This window comes from Peptoniphilus ovalis (genome assembly GCF_018919265.1).
In the GTDB taxonomy this organism is placed as follows: Bacteria; Bacillota; Clostridia; order Tissierellales; family Peptoniphilaceae; genus Peptoniphilus_A; species Peptoniphilus_A ovalis.
On record NZ_JAHLQO010000002.1, the window covers coordinates 156,709 to 175,207 of the forward strand.

Annotated in this window: 17 protein-coding genes; 14 read left to right on the forward strand and 3 right to left on the reverse strand. The window is 31.4% G+C overall.

Annotated features, from left to right (window positions below; genetic code table 11):
- The first annotated feature begins 1 nt into the window (after window position 1).
- The 12 genes from KQI68_RS02980 (at window position 2) to KQI68_RS03035 (ending at window position 13,293) form a co-directional block, all read left to right on the forward strand.
- Window positions 2–1,555 carry a bifunctional metallophosphatase/5'-nucleotidase gene (locus tag KQI68_RS02980; protein ID WP_216548643.1) on the forward strand — a complete coding sequence of 518 codons (1,554 nt, stop codon included), beginning with the start codon at window positions 2–4 and terminating at the stop codon, window positions 1,553–1,555.
- 97 nt (window positions 1,556–1,652) lie between these two features.
- Window positions 1,653–2,834 carry a M20 metallopeptidase family protein gene (locus tag KQI68_RS02985; protein ID WP_216548644.1) on the forward strand — a complete coding sequence of 394 codons (1,182 nt, stop codon included), beginning with the start codon at window positions 1,653–1,655 and terminating at the stop codon, window positions 2,832–2,834.
- Between the two features lie 125 nt (window positions 2,835–2,959).
- Window positions 2,960–3,391, forward strand: coding sequence for a Dps family protein (locus KQI68_RS02990; protein ID WP_216548645.1), 432 nt, complete (start codon window positions 2,960–2,962; stop codon window positions 3,389–3,391).
- Between the two features lie 128 nt (window positions 3,392–3,519).
- Complete coding sequence (locus KQI68_RS02995) at window positions 3,520–5,742, forward strand: choice-of-anchor I family protein (RefSeq protein ID WP_216548646.1); 2,223 nt, start codon at window positions 3,520–3,522, stop codon at window positions 5,740–5,742.
- Window positions 5,743–6,036: 294 nt separating this feature from the next.
- Window positions 6,037–6,717: a phosphoribosylaminoimidazolesuccinocarboxamide synthase gene (locus tag KQI68_RS03000; protein ID WP_216548647.1), complete on the forward strand. Its 681-nt coding sequence runs from the start codon at window positions 6,037–6,039 to the stop codon at window positions 6,715–6,717.
- Between the two features lie 9 nt (window positions 6,718–6,726).
- Window positions 6,727–7,203, forward strand: coding sequence for a 5-(carboxyamino)imidazole ribonucleotide mutase (gene purE / locus KQI68_RS03005; protein WP_216548648.1), 477 nt, complete (start codon window positions 6,727–6,729; stop codon window positions 7,201–7,203).
- A 9-nt stretch (window positions 7,204–7,212) separates the two neighbouring features.
- On the forward strand, window positions 7,213–8,244 hold the full coding sequence (gene purM, locus KQI68_RS03010; protein WP_216548649.1) for a phosphoribosylformylglycinamidine cyclo-ligase: 1,032 nt from the start codon (window positions 7,213–7,215) through the stop codon (window positions 8,242–8,244).
- Complete coding sequence (gene purN, locus KQI68_RS03015) at window positions 8,228–8,830, forward strand: phosphoribosylglycinamide formyltransferase (RefSeq protein ID WP_216548650.1); 603 nt, start codon at window positions 8,228–8,230, stop codon at window positions 8,828–8,830. The genes purM and purN overlap by 17 nt, the downstream gene beginning before the upstream one ends.
- 1 nt (window position 8,831) lies before the next feature.
- Window positions 8,832–10,343, forward strand: a complete 1,512-nt coding sequence (purH, locus tag KQI68_RS03020; RefSeq protein WP_216548651.1) for a bifunctional phosphoribosylaminoimidazolecarboxamide formyltransferase/IMP cyclohydrolase — start codon at window positions 8,832–8,834, stop codon at window positions 10,341–10,343.
- A gap of 8 nt (window positions 10,344–10,351) precedes the next feature.
- Window positions 10,352–11,596, forward strand: coding sequence for a phosphoribosylamine--glycine ligase (purD, locus tag KQI68_RS03025; RefSeq protein ID WP_216548652.1), 1,245 nt, complete (start codon window positions 10,352–10,354; stop codon window positions 11,594–11,596).
- Window positions 11,597–11,980: 384 nt separating this feature from the next.
- Window positions 11,981–12,646 carry a YoaK family protein gene (locus KQI68_RS03030; RefSeq protein ID WP_216548653.1) on the forward strand — a complete coding sequence of 222 codons (666 nt, stop codon included), beginning with the start codon at window positions 11,981–11,983 and terminating at the stop codon, window positions 12,644–12,646.
- Between the two features lie 5 nt (window positions 12,647–12,651).
- The gene (locus tag KQI68_RS03035) at window positions 12,652–13,293 is read left to right on the forward strand and encodes a GntR family transcriptional regulator (protein WP_216548654.1); all 642 of its coding nucleotides are present in this window, start codon (window positions 12,652–12,654) and stop codon (window positions 13,291–13,293) included.
- 34 nt (window positions 13,294–13,327) lie between these two features.
- Here KQI68_RS03035 and KQI68_RS03040 read toward each other — a convergent pair whose 3' ends face one another.
- The 3 genes from KQI68_RS03040 to KQI68_RS03050 are packed head-to-tail and all read right to left on the reverse strand — an operon-like array spanning window position 13,328 to window position 15,971.
- Complete coding sequence (locus tag KQI68_RS03040; RefSeq protein ID WP_216548655.1) at window positions 13,328–14,512, reverse strand: NRAMP family divalent metal transporter; 1,185 nt, start codon at window positions 14,510–14,512, stop codon at window positions 13,328–13,330.
- Between the two features lies 1 nt (window position 14,513).
- Window positions 14,514–15,194, reverse strand: coding sequence for a DUF2848 family protein (locus tag KQI68_RS03045; RefSeq protein WP_216548656.1), 681 nt, complete (start codon window positions 15,192–15,194; stop codon window positions 14,514–14,516).
- 15 nt (window positions 15,195–15,209) lie between these two features.
- A complete protein-coding gene (locus KQI68_RS03050; protein ID WP_216548657.1) occupies window positions 15,210–15,971 on the reverse strand; it encodes a carbon-nitrogen family hydrolase in 762 nt (253 codons plus the stop codon).
- Between the two features lie 174 nt (window positions 15,972–16,145).
- On the opposite strand from KQI68_RS03050, the gene KQI68_RS03055 reads away from it, so the two are divergent.
- Window positions 16,146–16,901: a gamma-glutamyl-gamma-aminobutyrate hydrolase family protein gene (locus KQI68_RS03055; RefSeq protein WP_216548658.1), complete on the forward strand. Its 756-nt coding sequence runs from the start codon at window positions 16,146–16,148 to the stop codon at window positions 16,899–16,901.
- Window positions 16,902–17,151: 250 nt separating this feature from the next.
- Window positions 17,152–18,483, forward strand: coding sequence for a DUF3798 domain-containing protein (locus KQI68_RS03060; protein ID WP_216548659.1), 1,332 nt, complete (start codon window positions 17,152–17,154; stop codon window positions 18,481–18,483).
- The last annotated feature ends 16 nt before the right edge of the window (window positions 18,484–18,499 follow it).

An 18,499-nucleotide genomic window follows, 5' to 3' on the forward strand; every position in this document is an offset into this window, starting at 1 on the left:
TATGAAATTTATTATTTTACACACATCTGATGTCCATGGATATTTCACATCTAAATCTTTTGTAGAAAAGGACGTAATGGAAAGTCATGGACTATCTAGGGCAAAAACATATATAGAAAAAATAAGAAGAGAAAATTCAAATGTAATTTATGTTGATACAGGTGATCTCATTCAAGGCTCACCTTTATCAAGTTTTTACAAGGAAGAAAATCGAGCAAGTGGGAATATAAATGCTATAAATTTATTAAAACCAGATGCACTTGTCCTCGGCAATCACGATTTTAATTATGGACTTTCATATTTAGAAAGTGCAAAAAATTCTTCAGATGCACCAATACTTTGTGCAAATGTTGAAAATAATTCTGATAAAGAAATTTTTGATTCACCTTATAAAATTATTGAGATTGAAGATGTGAGAATTGGAATTCTTGGACTTGTAACTCAATATATCCCTCATTGGGAAGGCGAAGAAAATATTGCAGGTCTAAAATTTAATAGTGCACTGGAATCTGCAAAAAAATTCGTGCCTATTCTAAGAAATGAAGAAAACTGTGATATTGTCATAGTCGCATATCACGGCGGATTTGAAAAAGATTTAGAAACTGGAGAAGAACTTGAAAAGCAAACTGGAGAAAATGAAGGATATGCACTTTTAAACAGTGGACTTGATTTTGATGTGCTGCTAACTGGTCATCAGCACTTGATGACGTCAGGAGTGATTGATGAAAAAGCCTATGCTCAGCCGGGATTTGCCGCTTCAAATATCAGTGAAATTTCTTTTGATTTTGAAAAGGGAGAAGTTAAAAACTTAGAAGCAAAACTAGTGGACTTAAAAGATTATTCTCCTAATGAAGAAATGGAAGAATTTCTTAAAAATGATATGATTTCTGTTAATGAAATGCTCGATAAAAAAGCAGGAACAATTGAGCCTTCTGCAAGAATTGAAGATATTATGGACGCCCAAATTAATGGCCATACATTTATAGATTTAATAAATCAAATTCAAATGGAAGCTTTGGGAGCAGATATCGCAGCAACTTCTATATTTAACGAAAATATTAGAGGACTTGATAGAAATGTAACTATGAGAGAAATTATGGCGAGCTATCCCTTTAATAATACTCTTATGAAGGTTGAAATCACTGGCAAGGAATTAAAAGAAATTTTAGAATTCAATTCACTTTATTTTGTATTAGATGGCGAAAGTCTTATTGTAAATCCAAAATATAAATTTCCTAAAAATTTAATTTTTAATTACGATATCTACTCAGGGATTTCTTACACATATGATTACAAAAATGAACCAGGCAATAGAATTGTATCCTTAATTTATAAAGGAAAAGAAGTTGAAGATACAGACATCCTTCAAATTGCACTTAACTCTTATAGAGCAGGTGGAGGAGGAGATTTTCCGGTGCTTGATTCAAGCCAAGTAATTTCAGAGACAAATAAAGAAATGCCTGAAATAATTTTTGATTATATTAAAGAAAAGGAAGATGTAAAAATAAAAGATATGCCAAGCATAAAAATAATTGGATACAAAGATTATAAATAGAAATGTCGCTATTGCGGCATTTTTTTGTGCTAAACTTTTCATTATAGTTATTTTCAAAATTATATATTATTATAATTAAAATAGAAAAGGTGATGAGATGAAAAAAATTTTAAATGATTTTAAATTTTTAAATGATGAAATAATAAAAAATAGAAGAACAATTCACGAATTTGCAGAGCTTGGATTTGAACTTGATAAAACTAAAGCTTTTGTAAAAGAAAGATTAGTTTCTTATGGAATTAAACCAAATGATTGCGGCAAAGCTGGAATTACTTTCACTTTAGGAAATCCTGGAGGAAAGACTATTTTATTAAGAGCAGACATGGATGCACTTCCAATGGAAGAAGAATCTGATTTGGATTTTGCTGCGAGAAATGGAAATTGCCATGCATGTGGTCACGATATTCACACATCAATGCTTCTTGCAACGGCTAAGTACTTAAAGGAACACGAAGAAGAATTAAAAGGTTATGTAAAATTTATGTTCCAACCCGCAGAAGAAATTATGGCAGGAGCAGAGGATATGATTGAAAATGGAATTTTAGAAAATCCAAAAGTAGATGCTGCTTTTGCAATTCACGTTATGAGTGGAAGAGATGATACGAAGTCCGGAACTGTTCAATATAAATCAGGACCTCTTATGCTTTCAGGAGATGCAATAAAAGTAAAGGTCTTTGGAAAGCCAGCACATGGCTCAACTCCATATCTTGGAGTAGATGCAATACAAGTTGCTTCAAGAATCGCAATTGATATTAATTCAATGGTCAGCACAAATTTTTTTGCAAAAGAAGAAAATATAGCACTTGTTGGAAAAATTTCAGGAGGTACTGCTGTTAATACTGTTGCGGATTATTGCGAGATGGAAGTTTCTTTGAGAAGCGAAAGCCACGAGTCTCGAAAAAGACTTTTTGAAAGAGTAGAAGAAATTTCACTTCATAATGCAAATTTATTTGGAGCAAAGGCAGTAGTTGAACATGTCTATGGGATGCCACCTCTTATAAATGAAAAAGAACTTTCAATGAAATTTACAAAATATGTGAAGGAAATTCTTGGAGATGAAAATGCAATAGAGTCCAAAGGTTTCACTGGATCAGAAGATTTCTCATCACTGGCATTAAAAGTTCCATCAGTTTTATTTACACTTGGAGTAGGAAGTATTGATGAAGGAGTAGAAAATTATTTGCATCATCCAAATGTGCAGTTTAAAGAAGACCATTTTTATGTTGGAGCGGCAGTGCACGCATACATTGCAAAAAGATTTTTAGAAGAAAATAATTGATAATTTTTATTAAAAATGTTTAATTTAAAATTCCTAGGGTATCTTATTAATAGTTATTAATGATAACAAATATTATTAAAATTAAAAAGAAATCAAATAAAAAATACTATAGGAGGTTATTAATTATGAGTAAAAAAGTTGATGTATATGTAGCAGATTTATTAGTTGGTAATGTAAAATTACACAATCTTCATTGGAATGTAGTTGGATTTACTTTTAAAGCTGTTCATGAATATTTAGAAGGATTATATGATTCTTTCTTTGAAAAGTATGATGAAGTTGCTGAATATCAAAAGCAAATTGGAGAATTTCCAGTTGCAAATGTTAAAGAATATTTAGAACTTACTGAAGTAAAAGAACTTGGAAAAGAAGAAATTGGACCAAAAAAAGCTATTGAAGAAGCACTTGCTTTAATAAAACACATGAAGGATTCAGCTCTTGCAATTCGTGAAGAAGCAGGAGAAGATTTCTTACTTTCTAATTTAATGGAAGATCATGTTACTGAATATCAAAAACAAATTTGGTTCATGGAATCAATGTTAAAAGATATAAAATAATCTTTTAAAAGAAAGCCCTCTTTACTGGAATACCAGTAAAGAGGGTTTTTAATTTACGGAAAATTTACATTTAATAGATACTTTATATACTTCTTTCTAATAAGATAGGAGCAAATGGAGGAGTGTAAATGAAAAAGAATTTAGTAAAAGTAGGATTATTTTCCGTAATGCTTTCATCTTTAGTTATGCCAGCCTTTGCAGCAGAAACTTATCAAGTAAACAATAGTCACACTGGACTTGTTAGAGAATTATCTACATATTTTGTTGGAGAAGCTCATGAAGATGGTGGAGTTGCTGAAATTGTAACTTATAATAAAAAAGACGGAAGATTTTATGTAGTAAGTGGAAAAACTCAAAGCATTGATATTGTTGAAATAAAATCAAATGGTGAAACTGAAAAAATAAAAACAGTTGAGATTGGAAAAGTTTTAGAAGGAACAGGTATTAATGCAGGGGATATGACGTCAGTATCTTATAATGATGAAAAAGAACTTCTAGCAGTTGCTGTTCAACATGCAGATTATGATAAAAATGGTGCTATTGTAATTTTAGATAAAGATGGAAATTTTGTAAAATCCTTTGAATGTGGAGTCCAACCAGATATGGTAACTTTCACAAACAATGGCAAATATATTTTATCAGCCAATGAAGGTGAACCAAGAAATGGTTATGGAAAAGGTGCAGTTGACCCTAAGGGAACTGTGACAATTGTAGATGTTGAAAAAGAAACTACAAAAGAAGTTGAATTTAAAATTGATAGAGAACAAGCCATTAAAGATGGAGTTCTTCTTAAAAAAGGAGCAAATCCAGAAGAAGATTTAGAACCAGAATATATTACAATTTCAGATGATGATAAAACTGCTTTTGTATCACTTCAAGAAAATAATGCAATTGCTTCAATTGATATTGAAAGTGGAAAAATAAATTATGTAAGAGGCCTTGGATTTATTGACCATAGCCTTCCAGGAAATGAAATTGATGCAGTAAGAGATAAAAATAAAGAGATAAAAATTGTAAATGAAAATTTTCTTGGAACACCTATGCCAGATGGAATTGCATATCTTAGGACAATTCATGGAGAATTCATACTAACTGCCAATGAAGGCGATGCAAGAGAATGGGGCTATAAAGATTTAGGTCAAGAAGAATATGAAAATGTAGATTCCAAGAAATTTGATGATACAGCTGATAAAAAGACAGAATTTTTATTGAATAGTGAAACTGACGGACTTGCAGATGGAAAAATTTATCTACTTGGCGGAAGATCCTTCTCAATATACAATGCAAATACTTTAGAAAAAGTTTATAATTCAGGCTCAGATTTCGAAAAAATAACAGCTGAACTTTTCCCAGATTTCTTTAACACAGATAATGATGACAATAAGGGAAAAGAAGATGTGAAAGATAAGAGATCAAATAAAAAGGGACCTGAACCAGAAAATGTTGAGACAATAAGAGTGGGAGACAAAATCTACGCAATAATTGGTCTTGAAAGAATTTCAGGAATTATGATATATGATGTAACTAACCCGACAAGTCCTAAATATGCAGATTATTTTAACAATAGAATTTTTGTAAAATCTGTTGATAAGGAAGAAAAAGTTGGACTTGATAAGAGAGGAAATATTGGGCCAGAAGGACTTTATGCAATTGAAGCAAAAGATTCTCCAACTGGAAAACCACTAGTTCTTGTAGCTAATGAAATTTCAGGAACTGTACAAGTGATTGAATTTAATTACGAAGAAAAAACTCCAGAAGTTATAAAGCCAGTTACACCTGTTAAACCAGATATCGACTCTAATTGGGATGATTATCTAGTAAATAATGATACAAAAGCTAAGACTTATCCAGTTTATGCAGAAGCAAACTTCTCGAAATCTTCAAAAAATGAAGATGCTAAAGTTGAAAGAAAAGAAGACAAGAAAGAAAATAAAAAAATTTATAAATTTTACATTGGTAAAGACAGCTATGAAATAATAAATGGAGAAGAAAAAAATTCACAAAAAATTGATGTAGCTCCAATTATCGAAAATGACAGAACACTTCTTCCAATGAGAGTTATTGCAGAAGTTTTAGGAATTGAAGTTGAATACGACGAAGAAACAAGAACTGCAATATTTAAACAAGATGATAAAATTATAAAAATTCAAATAGACTCAGATGAAATGGATGTAAATGGAGAAAAGGTAAAACTTTACTCCAAAGTAAAAATTGTAAATGATAGAATTCTTCTTCCACTTACAAATATTTCCAAGGCTTTTGACCTAACTAATGGAGATATAAATGATGGAGAAAAACAAAATATCGAATGGAATGGAGAAGAAAGAACAGTTACAATTACTAAATTCTAGTACAAGTTTTTAATAAATAAATCTCCTATTCTCGTAAGAGAAGCGCAGGAAAACCTGCGTTACATAATTCAAATATTTTATTGACAATTAAAGACTCTATTGTTATTATATTTGTGTAAGAGCTCATTTTGAGCGAAAGTATGCCTAGGGATCCAGGCATAGCCAAGGACCAAGCGGCATGGGTACTTTTTATTATAAAAAGTATTACACCTAAGGGAGAAAAGCCCAGAGGGGTAGGTTTTGCGAAATCTGCCTCTCTGGGCTTTATTTGTTGTCTAAAATTTAGGAGGAAAAATGAATACAATTTACAGTGGTAAAACAAAAAATGTTTTAGAAGAAAATGGAAAATGTTTCTTAGAGTTCAAGGACAGTATGACAGGAACTGACGGTGTTTTTGATACTGGTGGAAACGAAGTTGCAGGAAGCATCGACGGCGCTGGAAAAGAATGTCTAAAAGTTACAAAATTTTTCTTTGAAAAAATTAACGAAGCTGGAATCAACACTCACTATATTTCTGCTGATGTTGATAATAATTTAATGGAAGTTAAAAGAGCTAAAACTTTTGGAAAGGGCCTTGAAGTTATCACAAGATTTAAAGCTGTTGGATCATTCTACAGAAGATATGGTCTTTATGTAGAAGAAGGACAAGATTTAAACGACTACACTGAAATAACACTAAAAGACGACAAAAGAGAAGATCCACTAATCACAAAAGAAGGATTAGTTGAACTTAATTTATTAACAGCAGAAGAATACGATGAAATTGTAAAATTAAATGCTAAAATTGCAAATATTGTTAAAGATATTCTTAAAGAACATGGACTAGATTTATACGATATTAAATTTGAATTTGGTAAATTAGAAGGTTCTGATGAAATCGTACTAATTGATGAAGTTAGTGGTGGAAACATGAGAGCTTACAAAGATGGAGAATATGTAGAACCTCTTAATGTTTCTAAATATTTAGGAATTTAAGGAGATAAAATGAGAGTTTCAATTATAATGGGTTCAATTTCTGATAGAGAAATTGCAGATGCTATAGTAAAACAATTAAAAGAATTTGGAATTGATTATGATGCTAAAGTTATTTCAGCTCACAGAGCACACGCTCACCTCGAAGAATATGTAAAAGAAGCTGAAAAAGATACTGCAGTATTTATTTCAATTGCAGGAAAGGCTGCTCATTTAGGTGGAGTTATTGCAGCTTTAACTACAAGACCTGTAATTGGAGTTCCTTGCAAGAGCTCAACACTTGGTGGACTTGAAGCACTTCTTTCTACGGTTGAGATGCCAAGTGGTGTGCCAGTTGCAACTGTTGCAATTAATGGTGGCAAAAACGCTGCAATTCTTGCTTGCGAAATTATGGCAATTTCAGATGAGAATTTAAGCAAAAAGCTAAAAGATTTTAGAGCGAAAATGGAAGAAGAGATTAAAAATACTGAATATATCTATGAAGGTTAAGGAGTAGAAATGTCGATTAATTATAAAGATGCAGGCGTAGATACAGATGCCGGGCAAAGAGAAGTAGAACTTATAAAATCTGTAGTAGAAAAAACTCATTCTAAAGATGTGCTATCATCACTAGGTGGATTTTCTGGTTTATTTAATTTAGATTTATCTGAAATTAAAAACCCAGTACTTGTTAGTGGAACTGATGGTGTAGGCACTAAGGTAATACTTGCTCATATGCTTGATAAGCACGATACTATTGGTATTGACTGCGTAGCAATGTGTGCAAATGATATATTATGTCAAGGAGCCAAGCCTCTATTTTTCCTTGACTATATAGCAACTGGTAAACTTGTTCCAGAAAAAATGGAAAAGATTGTATCAGGCGTTGCTGAAGGTTGTATTCAGTCAGGAGCTTCACTTATTGGCGGAGAAACTGCTGAAATGCCTGGAGTTTATGAAGAAGACTCCTATGACCTTGCAGGATTCTGTGTCGGCGTAGTGGATAAAGAAAAGATAATTGATGGATCTAAAGTTAAAGAAGGAGATGTAATCTTTGGGCTTTCCTCTAATGGAATTCATTCTAATGGTTATTCTCTTGTTAGAAAAATCGTATTTGACCATGCAAAACTAGACTTAAATGAAAAATACGATGGACTTGACACTACTCTTGGCGAAGAACTTCTAAAGCCAACTAAAATTTATGTAAAAGAAATTTTAGAACTTTTAAAACAAGTTGATATTAAGGCGATGAGCCACATCACTGGTGGTGGTTTTAACGAAAACATTCCAAGAATGATACCTGATGGACTTTGTGCAGAAATTGACACTAAGGTAATTGAAACACCTGCCATTTTTAAACTATTAAAAGAATGGGCAGACTTAAATATAGAAGATATGTATAGGACTTTTAATATGGGAGTTGGATTTGTATTTGCAGTAGCAGAAGAAGACTCAGAAAAAGTCAAAGATTTCTTCAAAGATAGCGATTTAAAAATATATGAGCTTGGAAAAGTAAAATCTGGAGAAGATAAAATTGAAATCAAATTCTAAAAATATTGCAGTTTTAATTTCTGGCGGAGGAACTAATCTTCAAGCTTTAATTGACAACACTAGAAATAACTATATCAATGGAGAGATTAAAATAGTTATTTCTAACAATAAAGATGCATATGGACTTGAAAGAGCCAAAAATGCAGAAATAGAGGGAGCTTTCATTAGAGATAATGATAAGCTCTTATCTCTACTTATGGAAAAAGATATTGATTTAATAGTATTAGCGGGATATTTAAAAATCCTTCCAGAAGAAATTATTAGGAAATTCGAAAATAAAATTATTAATATTCATCCATCACTTATACCTTCATTTTGTGGCAAGGGATTTTATGGCTTAAAAGTTCACGAAGCCGTTATTGAAAAGGGCGTTAAATACACTGGAGCCACAACTCATTTTGTTAATGAAAATGCAGATGAAGGTCCTATTATTATGCAAAAATGTATTGAAGTTAAAACTGAAGATGCAGAAGAACTGCAACAAGAGGTTTTAAAATTTGAGCACGAAATATTAGTGGAATCTGTAAAATATTTTTGCGAAGATAAATTAAAAGTGATAGATGGCAAGGTTAAGATTGGAGAATGATATGAGAGCATTAATTTCAGTTTATGACAAAAGTGGCATTGTAGAATTTGCAAAGGAACTAGACAAGAGAGGTTGCGAGATAATATCAACTGGAGGAACTTTTAAAATTCTTAAAGAGGCAGGAATAAATGTAATTTCTGTTGAAGATGTGACAGAATTTCCTGAGATTTTAGATGGAAGAGTTAAGACTTTAAATCCAAAAATTCACGGTGGGATTTTAGCAAGAAGAGATGATGAAAAACACATGAAGACTCTTGAAGAAGAAAAAATCACACCAATAGACATAGTTGTCAACAATCTCTATCCTTTTGAAGAAAAATTACTAGAAGACAATGATCACGAAACAATGATTGAAAATATAGATATTGGTGGTCCTTCTATGATTAGAGCCGCTGCGAAAAATTACAGAGACGTATATATCGTAACTGATCCAAGCGATTACGAAAAAGTTCTAAAAAATTTAGAAAGTGGAGATGAAAATTTTAAAGAATACTTGGCAAAGAAGGCATTTAGCTATACTGCTCATTACGACAGCTTAATTGCCAACTATTTCTTAGAAAGAGAGCCAGAAGATTTTCCAAGATATTTAAATAAATCTTATACTTTAAGTGAAGAACTTAGATATGGAGAAAATCCTCATCAAAAAGCAGCTTTCTATGAAGATTCATATTCTAAAAATCATGTGAAATACAATGTGCTTCACGGAAAGCAAATTTCTTATAACAATTTAAACGATATGTTTGGAGCAATAAACGCAGTGATTAACTTCGAAAAGCCAGCAGCAGTTGCAGTTAAACACACTAATCCTTGCGGTATCGGAACAGGCGAAAGCATATCAGTTGCTTTTCAAAAGGCATATGAATGTGATGACGAGTCAATTTTTGGCGGAATAATTGCTCTTAATAGAGAGGTGGACATAGAAACTGCAGAAAAACTTTCAAAGATTTTCTTAGAAATAGTTATTGCACCAAGTTTTTCTAAAGAAGCTTATGATTTACTTGCACAAAAGAAAAACATTAGACTTGTAGAAATTCCTGAATTTGAAAAATTAAATCACAGAGGCAAGAGATTTAAACAAGTTTTAAATGGAATTATAATTCAAGAAGATGACAATACAATTTGGAACGATGATGAACTAGAATTTGTATCAAAAAGAAAACCAACTGATGAAGAACTTGAAGAATTAAAATTTGCCTTTGCTTGCGTAAAGACATCTGCATCTAATTCTGTGGTAATTGCAAAAGATGGCGGCACTCTTGCCATAGGTCAAGGCGAAACAAAAAGATCTTGGGCAGTTGAAGAAGCAATTGAAAGAGCAGGAGAAAAAGCAAAGGGAGCTGTGCTTGCATCTGATGGATTTTTCTTTAAAGATACAATTGAACTACTAGACAAGGCTGGCATAGATGTAATGGTTGAGCCAGGTGGATCTGTTAAAGACCCTGAAGTTATAGAATATGCAAATGAAAATAATATTTGCCTTGTATTTACTCACATGAGACATTTTAGACACTAGGAGGACATATGAAAGTACTAATTATTGGAAATGGTGGAAGAGAACATGCCCTTGCGTGGAAAATTAGTGAAAGTGAACAAGTAAGTAAAATTTATATGGCTAGGGGAAATGGTGGAACTGAAAGTTTTGCAGAAAATTTAGACATCGACCCTACAAATATAGATGAACTTTTAAAATTTGCAAAAGAAAATAAAATCGACTTGACAGTTGTAGGTCCTGAAGATCCGCTTTGCGATGGAATAGTTGATGCATTTAGAGATAATGGACTTAAAATATTTGGACCAAATAAAGAATGTGCGAGATTTGAAAAATCAAAAGAATTCACAAAAAAGTTCTCGGAAAAATATAATATTAGAACTGCAAAATACAAGAGCTTTACAAATTATGACGATGCACTTAGTGGTTTAAAAGAATATGACTATCCATTTGTAATAAAAGCTGACGGACTATGCCTTGGAAAGGGCGTAAGTATTTGCGAAAATAAAGAAGAAGCTGTTGATGCACTTTCAAAAATCTTCAAAGACAGAATTTTTGGAGATGAAGGAGACACCGTAGTGATAGAAGAATTTTTAACAGGAGAAGAAGCTTCAGTACTATGTCTTGTGTCAAACAATAAATTATTCCCACTTGAAAGAGCAAAAGATCACAAGCAAATTTTCGATGGAGACAAGGGGCCAAACACTGGCGGAGTTGGAACATATTCACCAGTTGCTGCAAGTGAGAAACTAGAAGAAAATCTAAATAAAATTTACAGACAAATTGAAGATGGACTTGATGCTGAAAACTTAAAATATTCTGGAATATTATTTATTGGATTTATGATAGAAAAAGACGTGCCAAAAGTATTAGAATTTAACGTGCGATTTGGAGATCCTGAGACAGAAGTATTAATGCCAAGACTTGACTGTGATTTATTTGAAATATTAAATAAGACAATTGATGGCACTCTAAAAGAAGAAGATATTAAGTGGAAGGATGAGGCATGTCTTACTGTAATTATGTGCTCAGGCGGATATCCAGATTCTTATGAAAAGGGCAAAGTCATTACAGGTCTTGAAGATGTAGATAGCGACATAATAGTTTTTCACAACGGTACAAAAAAAGAAGAAAAGCTTTTAACAAATGGAGGAAGAGTTCTTTCAGTAACTTCCCTTGCATCAACACTAAAAGAAGCAAGAGAGAAAGCTTACAAAAACGTGGAAAAAATAAAATTTGATAAGGCGTATTATAGAAAAGATATTGGAACGAAATAAAATTGGCAGGGAAACCTGCCTTTTTACATATATTTTACAATTATAATTTATAATTAAAATAGGATGTGATAAAATAAATAAATTCCAAATAATAATCTTGCTAAAAAATATAATTTATATTATATTTTTCTTAATTTACTCATATAAACTTAAAAATGCAGAACTAAAAAATAAAAAGTATTATTACATATTCTCTTTATTTTTTATTCTAATTCAACTGATTTTAATTTTAGCAGAACGAGCAGAACCAATAAATATTGTCTCAATAGTTTTTCTAATAATTGTAAATATTTTTGATATAATTTCTAAAAAATAGAGCAGGTGAGAGCCTGCTTTTTCTTGTAAAAATATAAATTTGTATTAAACTATAAATTGGTGATTGAGTTGAAAATAAAAACCTATGAAAATCTACACGAAACTTTTTTAGTAGTATTTTTTATGACTCTAGCTGGTGGATTTCAAGATGCCTACTCCTACATATTAAGAGGAGGAGTATTTGCAAATGCACAAACTGGAAACATAGTGCTTCTATTTAAAAATATAATTGATTTAAATTTATCTGGTATAATATCATACATAGTGCCGATTTTTTCTTTTATACTTGGAATTTACGTTGCAGTAATTTTTGAACACAAATTTAAAGACAAAAATCTTCATTGGAGACAATTTATAATTATGTTTGAAATAATTATTATGATAATTGTCGCGATAATACCACAAAGTCACAACAATATTGCAAATGCACTGCTTTCTTTTTCTTGTGCTATGCAAGTAAATGCCTTTAAGAAAATTTATGGCCTAAACTTTGCAAGTACAATGTGCATAGGAAATTTAAGAAGTGCAACAGAAAATTTATGCAATTATCATATAACAGGTAAAAGAGAAAATTTAGAAAATGCAAAAAAATATTATGCAGTCATATTAATATTTGGACTTGGAGCAGGACTTGGATATATAATGTCAAGTTTTATGGGACTTAAAGCAATTGTTGTAACAGCAGTATTATTATTAATTGCATTTATAATATTATTTTTTGAAAAATGGGAGTGAAAAGATTGTTAGAAGTTAAAAGCTACAAAGAAGCAGCTTATGAAGAAATAAAAGATAAAATAATTAATGGAGAGTATGAACCGGGAAGATCTTTAAATGAAAGAACATTATCAGAAGAATTTGGGATAAGTCGAACCCCAGTTAGAGAAGCATTAATGCAACTTTCATACGAGGGTTGGATAATTAATGAGCCTTATAAACCAAATGTAGTTAGAAATTTTGATTTAGAAACTATTATTCAAGCTCAAAGAGTGAGAGCATCTTTAGAATTATTAGCTATAGATGAGTCTTTTAATAAATTTACAGATAAAGATATTAAAAGTCTTGAAGAAATTGTTGAAGAGACAGGAACATCTAAAACACATAACGAGTTTATTTTTTCTGATAGAAAATTTCATGAGTATTTTTATAATAAAAGCGAAAATAAATTTTTACAATCAACTATGAGAAATTTAAATGATATTATTAGATTTTTTGGTTTGGTTGCTATTGACAATCCAGGTAGAACAAGGGAGACAATAGAAGAACATAATTCAATAATCGAAAATATTAAGAATAGAAATAAAAATAAGGCATTAGATGCAATGAGATTTCATATGGATCAAACTCAAAAATCGATATGCAAAAGATATAAGAGAAAAAAATAAACTGCTTTGTTCAAGCAAAGCAGTTTATTTTATTTTATTTTATCAAATTGTTAAATAACGTTATTACAGCGAAAATTGATGTAATAATAGTAACTATAATTCCTAGTATAGTTAATATTTTAGAATGAACATAATCACCAACAATTTCAGGTTTTTTTGCTGCTATAAACATTAAGATTAATCCGAACGGTAGGATAAATGCATTAACAGTTCCTACAAGTACTAGTAACAATGCAGGTTGCCCCACTAATATACAAGCAATAGTTGAAATTAGAATGTAACCAACTATAAATTTATTTTCATTTTCATTAATTACTTTGAAGTTTTTAATGAAAGAAATAGATGTAAAAGAGTTACCTATTACAGATGTTAATGAAGCGCATGCGAACACTATCCCAAATATTAATAATCCAGTATTTCCAAAAACTATCTCAAATGGACTTGCAGCTGGATTTTTTGGATCAAGTGAGAAACCTTCATTAATAACAGCAAGAGTAGCAATAAACATTAAAACTCTTACACAACCTGAAGCTATCATTCCTAAGTTAACAGATTTATTTATTTCAGGAAGATTTTCTTTACCAGTTACATTAGCATCTATAAGTCTATGTGCACCTGAAAAAGGAATGAATCCTCCTACTGTACCCCCTATTAAAGTAAGTATAGCAAAAACAGGTACGCTCTTAGGAGCTATAGTTCCTTTAAAAGCTAGAGCAAATGGAGGATTTGCTTTAACGGTAATAGCTACTAAAAGGATTATTATAATAGATCCCATTATTGTAGCAGACATATCCATAACTTTGCCGATATGTTTTGAAGAAAATATTATAACTCCGATTATCCCGGCTATAGCTGCAGTGATTCTAATATCAAGACCTGTAATAGCTGTAAGGCCAAGAGAAACCCCTGCAATATTTCCAATATTAAAGAATAAACCACCACTAGCTATGACTATACCCAATACTGTTCCTAAACCTGGTTTTATAATATTTGCAATTTCTTGTCCTCTTAAGTTAGAAACACCAATTATTCTAGAAAAATTTAATTGAGCAATCCAAGAAAAAACTATGGCTATTAATATAGCAAATCCGAAACTTTCTCTGTATTGTCCTGTAAATTGAGCTGTTTGTGTCAGAAAAGCTGGCCCAACTGATGAAGTTGCTAGAATGAATGCGGATCCTATAAGGACTGAGAGGTTATTAGATTTCTTTTCGCTCATATTATCTTTCCTCTTCTGGAATTACATTCACATCATAGTCAAGTTTAATAGTATTTCCTAATTCTTCATCCACCATTTGAGACATAAATTTACTTCCATATTCAAATCCACCTAAAAGAGGAACTGTACCTGAATAAATCACGGAGTTATTTATATCTCCAACTCTTTCTTTAAGTTCTGATAGTATTTTTTCTACAGGCAAAATTGAAGCAAGAGTGTCATTTTGATATTCTATTTCTTTCCCCTTAACAATTTGTGATGATTTTAATTTAATAGAATCCCAATGGTCTTTAATATCTTCGTAATCCCAGATAGTTTTAGCAATAGGCTTTAAACAAACTTGTTTAGATTTAAATATACTAACACTCTCAAGTCCTCTATCCGTATGATCAGATCCTAAAGTAATGTAGATTTTATCATCTTTAAGTAAGATAATATACTCAACTTCTCCAGATGATTGATCGCCAACGAATTTTAAGTCTGAGTCTTGAGTTACTATTTCTTTAGCAACCTCGAAAATTGTAGGAATTTTTTTAGGAGGAGCTACGCCAAGTTCTCTCTCAAGTTCATCAATATGTTCTTGAGTTTTAGCCATATCTCTTCCTGCATATCCGATTACATATACTTTATCGAAACTAAAGTCAATTTCTTTACCTTTTAAATTAAATTTTAATGTTTTCATTATAAATCACCTCTATTAATATAATTCTGGACGTCTATCTCTAAATACATTTATACTTTCTCTAATATCTTTTATAACTGAAAAATCTAAATCGGCTGTTTTTGTCTCATCTTCTTCGTAAGGGTCAACTAAATATTCTCCCCAAGGATCAATAATTGCACTGTGACCGCCAAAATCTCCTGTACTATTAACACAAACTACAAACATTTGATTTTCTATTGCCCTTGCTCTGTTTAAAGTATCCCAGTGAGTAGCTCTTTTAGCTGGCCACGCTGCAGGGTTGAATAAAACTTGAATATCTTCTAAAGCATATTTTCTAACCCACTCAAGGAATCTTACATCGTAACAAATTATTATGCCACATTTAATTCCATCTAATTCAAAAGTTACTAATCTGTCACCTTTTTCAAAGACTTCACCTTCACCAGAAGGAGAAAACAAGTGAACTTTATCATAATTAGCAATTTCAGAACCTTTTCTATCAAATATATAACAAGTATTATATAGTTTTTTATCTCTTAAATTAGCTACAGAACCACCTACAATATTTACATTTAATTCTTTAGCTATTTCAGAAAGAAATTTTCTTGATCTTTCGGCATTTTCATCTGCTAAGACTTGGGTGTTTTCAGGGAAAAAAGATGTATTCCACATTTCTGGTAAAACTATAACATCTGGATTTTGATCTATTGAGTTTTTAATTGCTCTTTCGATAGTTTCAAAATTTTTATCTACATTTCCCATTTCTAATTTACATTGAACAACACTAACTTTCATTTTATCCTCCTTTGTATTCGGTATACCATATACAAATAATAACAGTGTTATTTATCTTTGTCAATAGAAAACGTTATTTTTATAAATTTTTTATATTTACGAAATATATGATAAAATATTATTTTGTTGTATACTATTAAATACATATTTACACAAATAAAAGGAGAGATTATTTTGAAGCCTATTATTGGAATTACATCAAATTACAAGGCTGATGAAAAAGATTTAACTATAAAAGAAAATGAAAATAGAAGAAAAATTTATAATTTTGTAACAAGAGATTATGCAAATGCTATTAACAGAAGTGGTGGAATTGCTGTTATTCTTCCAACGCCTGATTCAAAGCAAAATACTTTTGATGTCATGGATAGACTAGATGGAGTTATCTTATCAGGTGGAAATGATATCAATCCTGTCATATGCAAACAATGTGTTGATGAATACACAGGTCTTTTAACTTGTAGACGTGATGATCAAGAGCTTGATATATTAGATTATATTTTCCAAAAGAGAAGCATACCTCTACTTGGAATTTGCAGAGGAATGCAAATTTTAAATGCTTATCTTGGTGGAAGTTTGATTATGAATATAGACAAAGATTTTTCTCATCAACAAAGTCAAAATAAAATTCCAAGATATAAAGCTGTTCACAGTGTGGATATTGAAAAGGATTCAAAACTTAGAAATATTTTAAATAGCGATAAAGTTTTTGTAAATTCAATTCACCATCAAGCAATTGATAGAATTGGAAAGGGGCTCAAAATTGCCGCAAAATCTTCGAAAGATAAAATTGTCGAAGCTGTGGAGATGATTGATGATAAAAATCATATTATCGGCGTTCAGTGGCACCCTGAGATAATGTATGGGTTTGACGAGTCTTTTAAAAACCTCTTTGTAGATTTTGTAAAGACTTGCAAAAGCAATAATTAATTAAATTTTCTTGAATTTTAATTTAATTTAATTTTGTGCTTAAAGCTAGTAAATTATTTAACTAACTTTAGTTTAAATTAATATGAAAAAATTGGTTTAGTTTTTATTTAATATTTATTTAATTGATAAACATTCACACATTGGGCTGCTAAATATTTGTCTTAATAAAATCCTTGACCTTAGCTCTTTGATGTGGTAAAATCCTAATAATTTATAAACCAATATTATATAAATTAGAAGAGGTGTTATTATGAATTTTAAATTCAAAAGGTTTATGAGCATCATGATGCTTTTAATGGCAGTTATGGCTTTTACAGCTTGTCAAAAAGTAGATAATGGTGCAAAGACAGAAGAAGGGCAAGAGGCAGGTGCTGCTTCTACAGCTCAATTTGAAACTCTAAAAGACGGCGAAGATTTCCATATTGGAATTATCACTGGTACAGTTTCACAAGGTGAAGATGAGTTCCGTGCTGCTGAAAAGGCAATCGAACTTTATGGGGCTGCTGATGAAGGCGGAATCATTAAGCACGATACTTATCCAGACAGATTTGAAGCTGAACAAGAAACTACAATTTCTAAGATTGTAGCCATGGCTGATGATCCATTAATGAAGGCAGTTATTGTTAATCAATCTGTTCCAGGAACTTCAGCTGCATTTAAACAAATCAGAGAAAAAAGACCTGACATCATCTTAGTTAACTTAGTTGCTCAAGAAGATACAGTAATGGTTGAAAATGCTTCTGACTTAGTTATTGATGCTGATAATATTTCTAGAGGATACAGAATAATCAAAGCTGCTCAAGAAATGGGAGCTACTAAATTTGCTCACATTACTTTCCCAAGACATATGTCTATCGAGCTTTTAGCTTTAAGACGTGCTATTATGGAAGAAGCTTGTAAGGACTTAGGCCTTGAATTTATTTCACTAAACGCACCAGACCCAACAACTGATATTGGTGTTCCTGGAGCTCAACAATATGTTGCAGAAAACATCCAACCTTGGATTGACAAATACGGTAAAGATACTGCATTTTTCTGTACAAACGATGCACACACTGAGCCACTTCTAAGAGGAGTTGCAGCAGGTGGAGCAATCTTCGTAGAACAAGACCTTCCATCTCCTATCATGGGATATCCTAAGGCTTTCTCAGTAGATATCAAAGACATGGCTGGAGACTGGCAAGCAATCAACTCTGCAGTTGAAAAAGCAGTTATCGAAAAAGGTGGAGACAAGAGAATGGGTACTTGGGCATACTCTTTAGGATACTCAGTAACTCTTGGTGCTCTTGACCACGTAATGGAAGTTCTTAAAGGAAACAACGACCTTCTTAACAAAGATCAAATTATTTCATCTATCGAAAATTATACTGAAGGTGCAAAATGGATGGCTGAAAATTATATAGACAGAGCTTCTGGAGAAACTAAAGAAAACCACTTACTAGTATCTCAAGACACATATGTATATGGTAGAGGATACCTAGGAATGGATAAAGTAGAAGTTCCTGAAAAATATCTAAATCTAAATGTAGACTTAGATGCAATCAAGGCTTCACAAGAATCTGCTGAAGGAAAAGCAGAATAATTATAAAAATTAATTA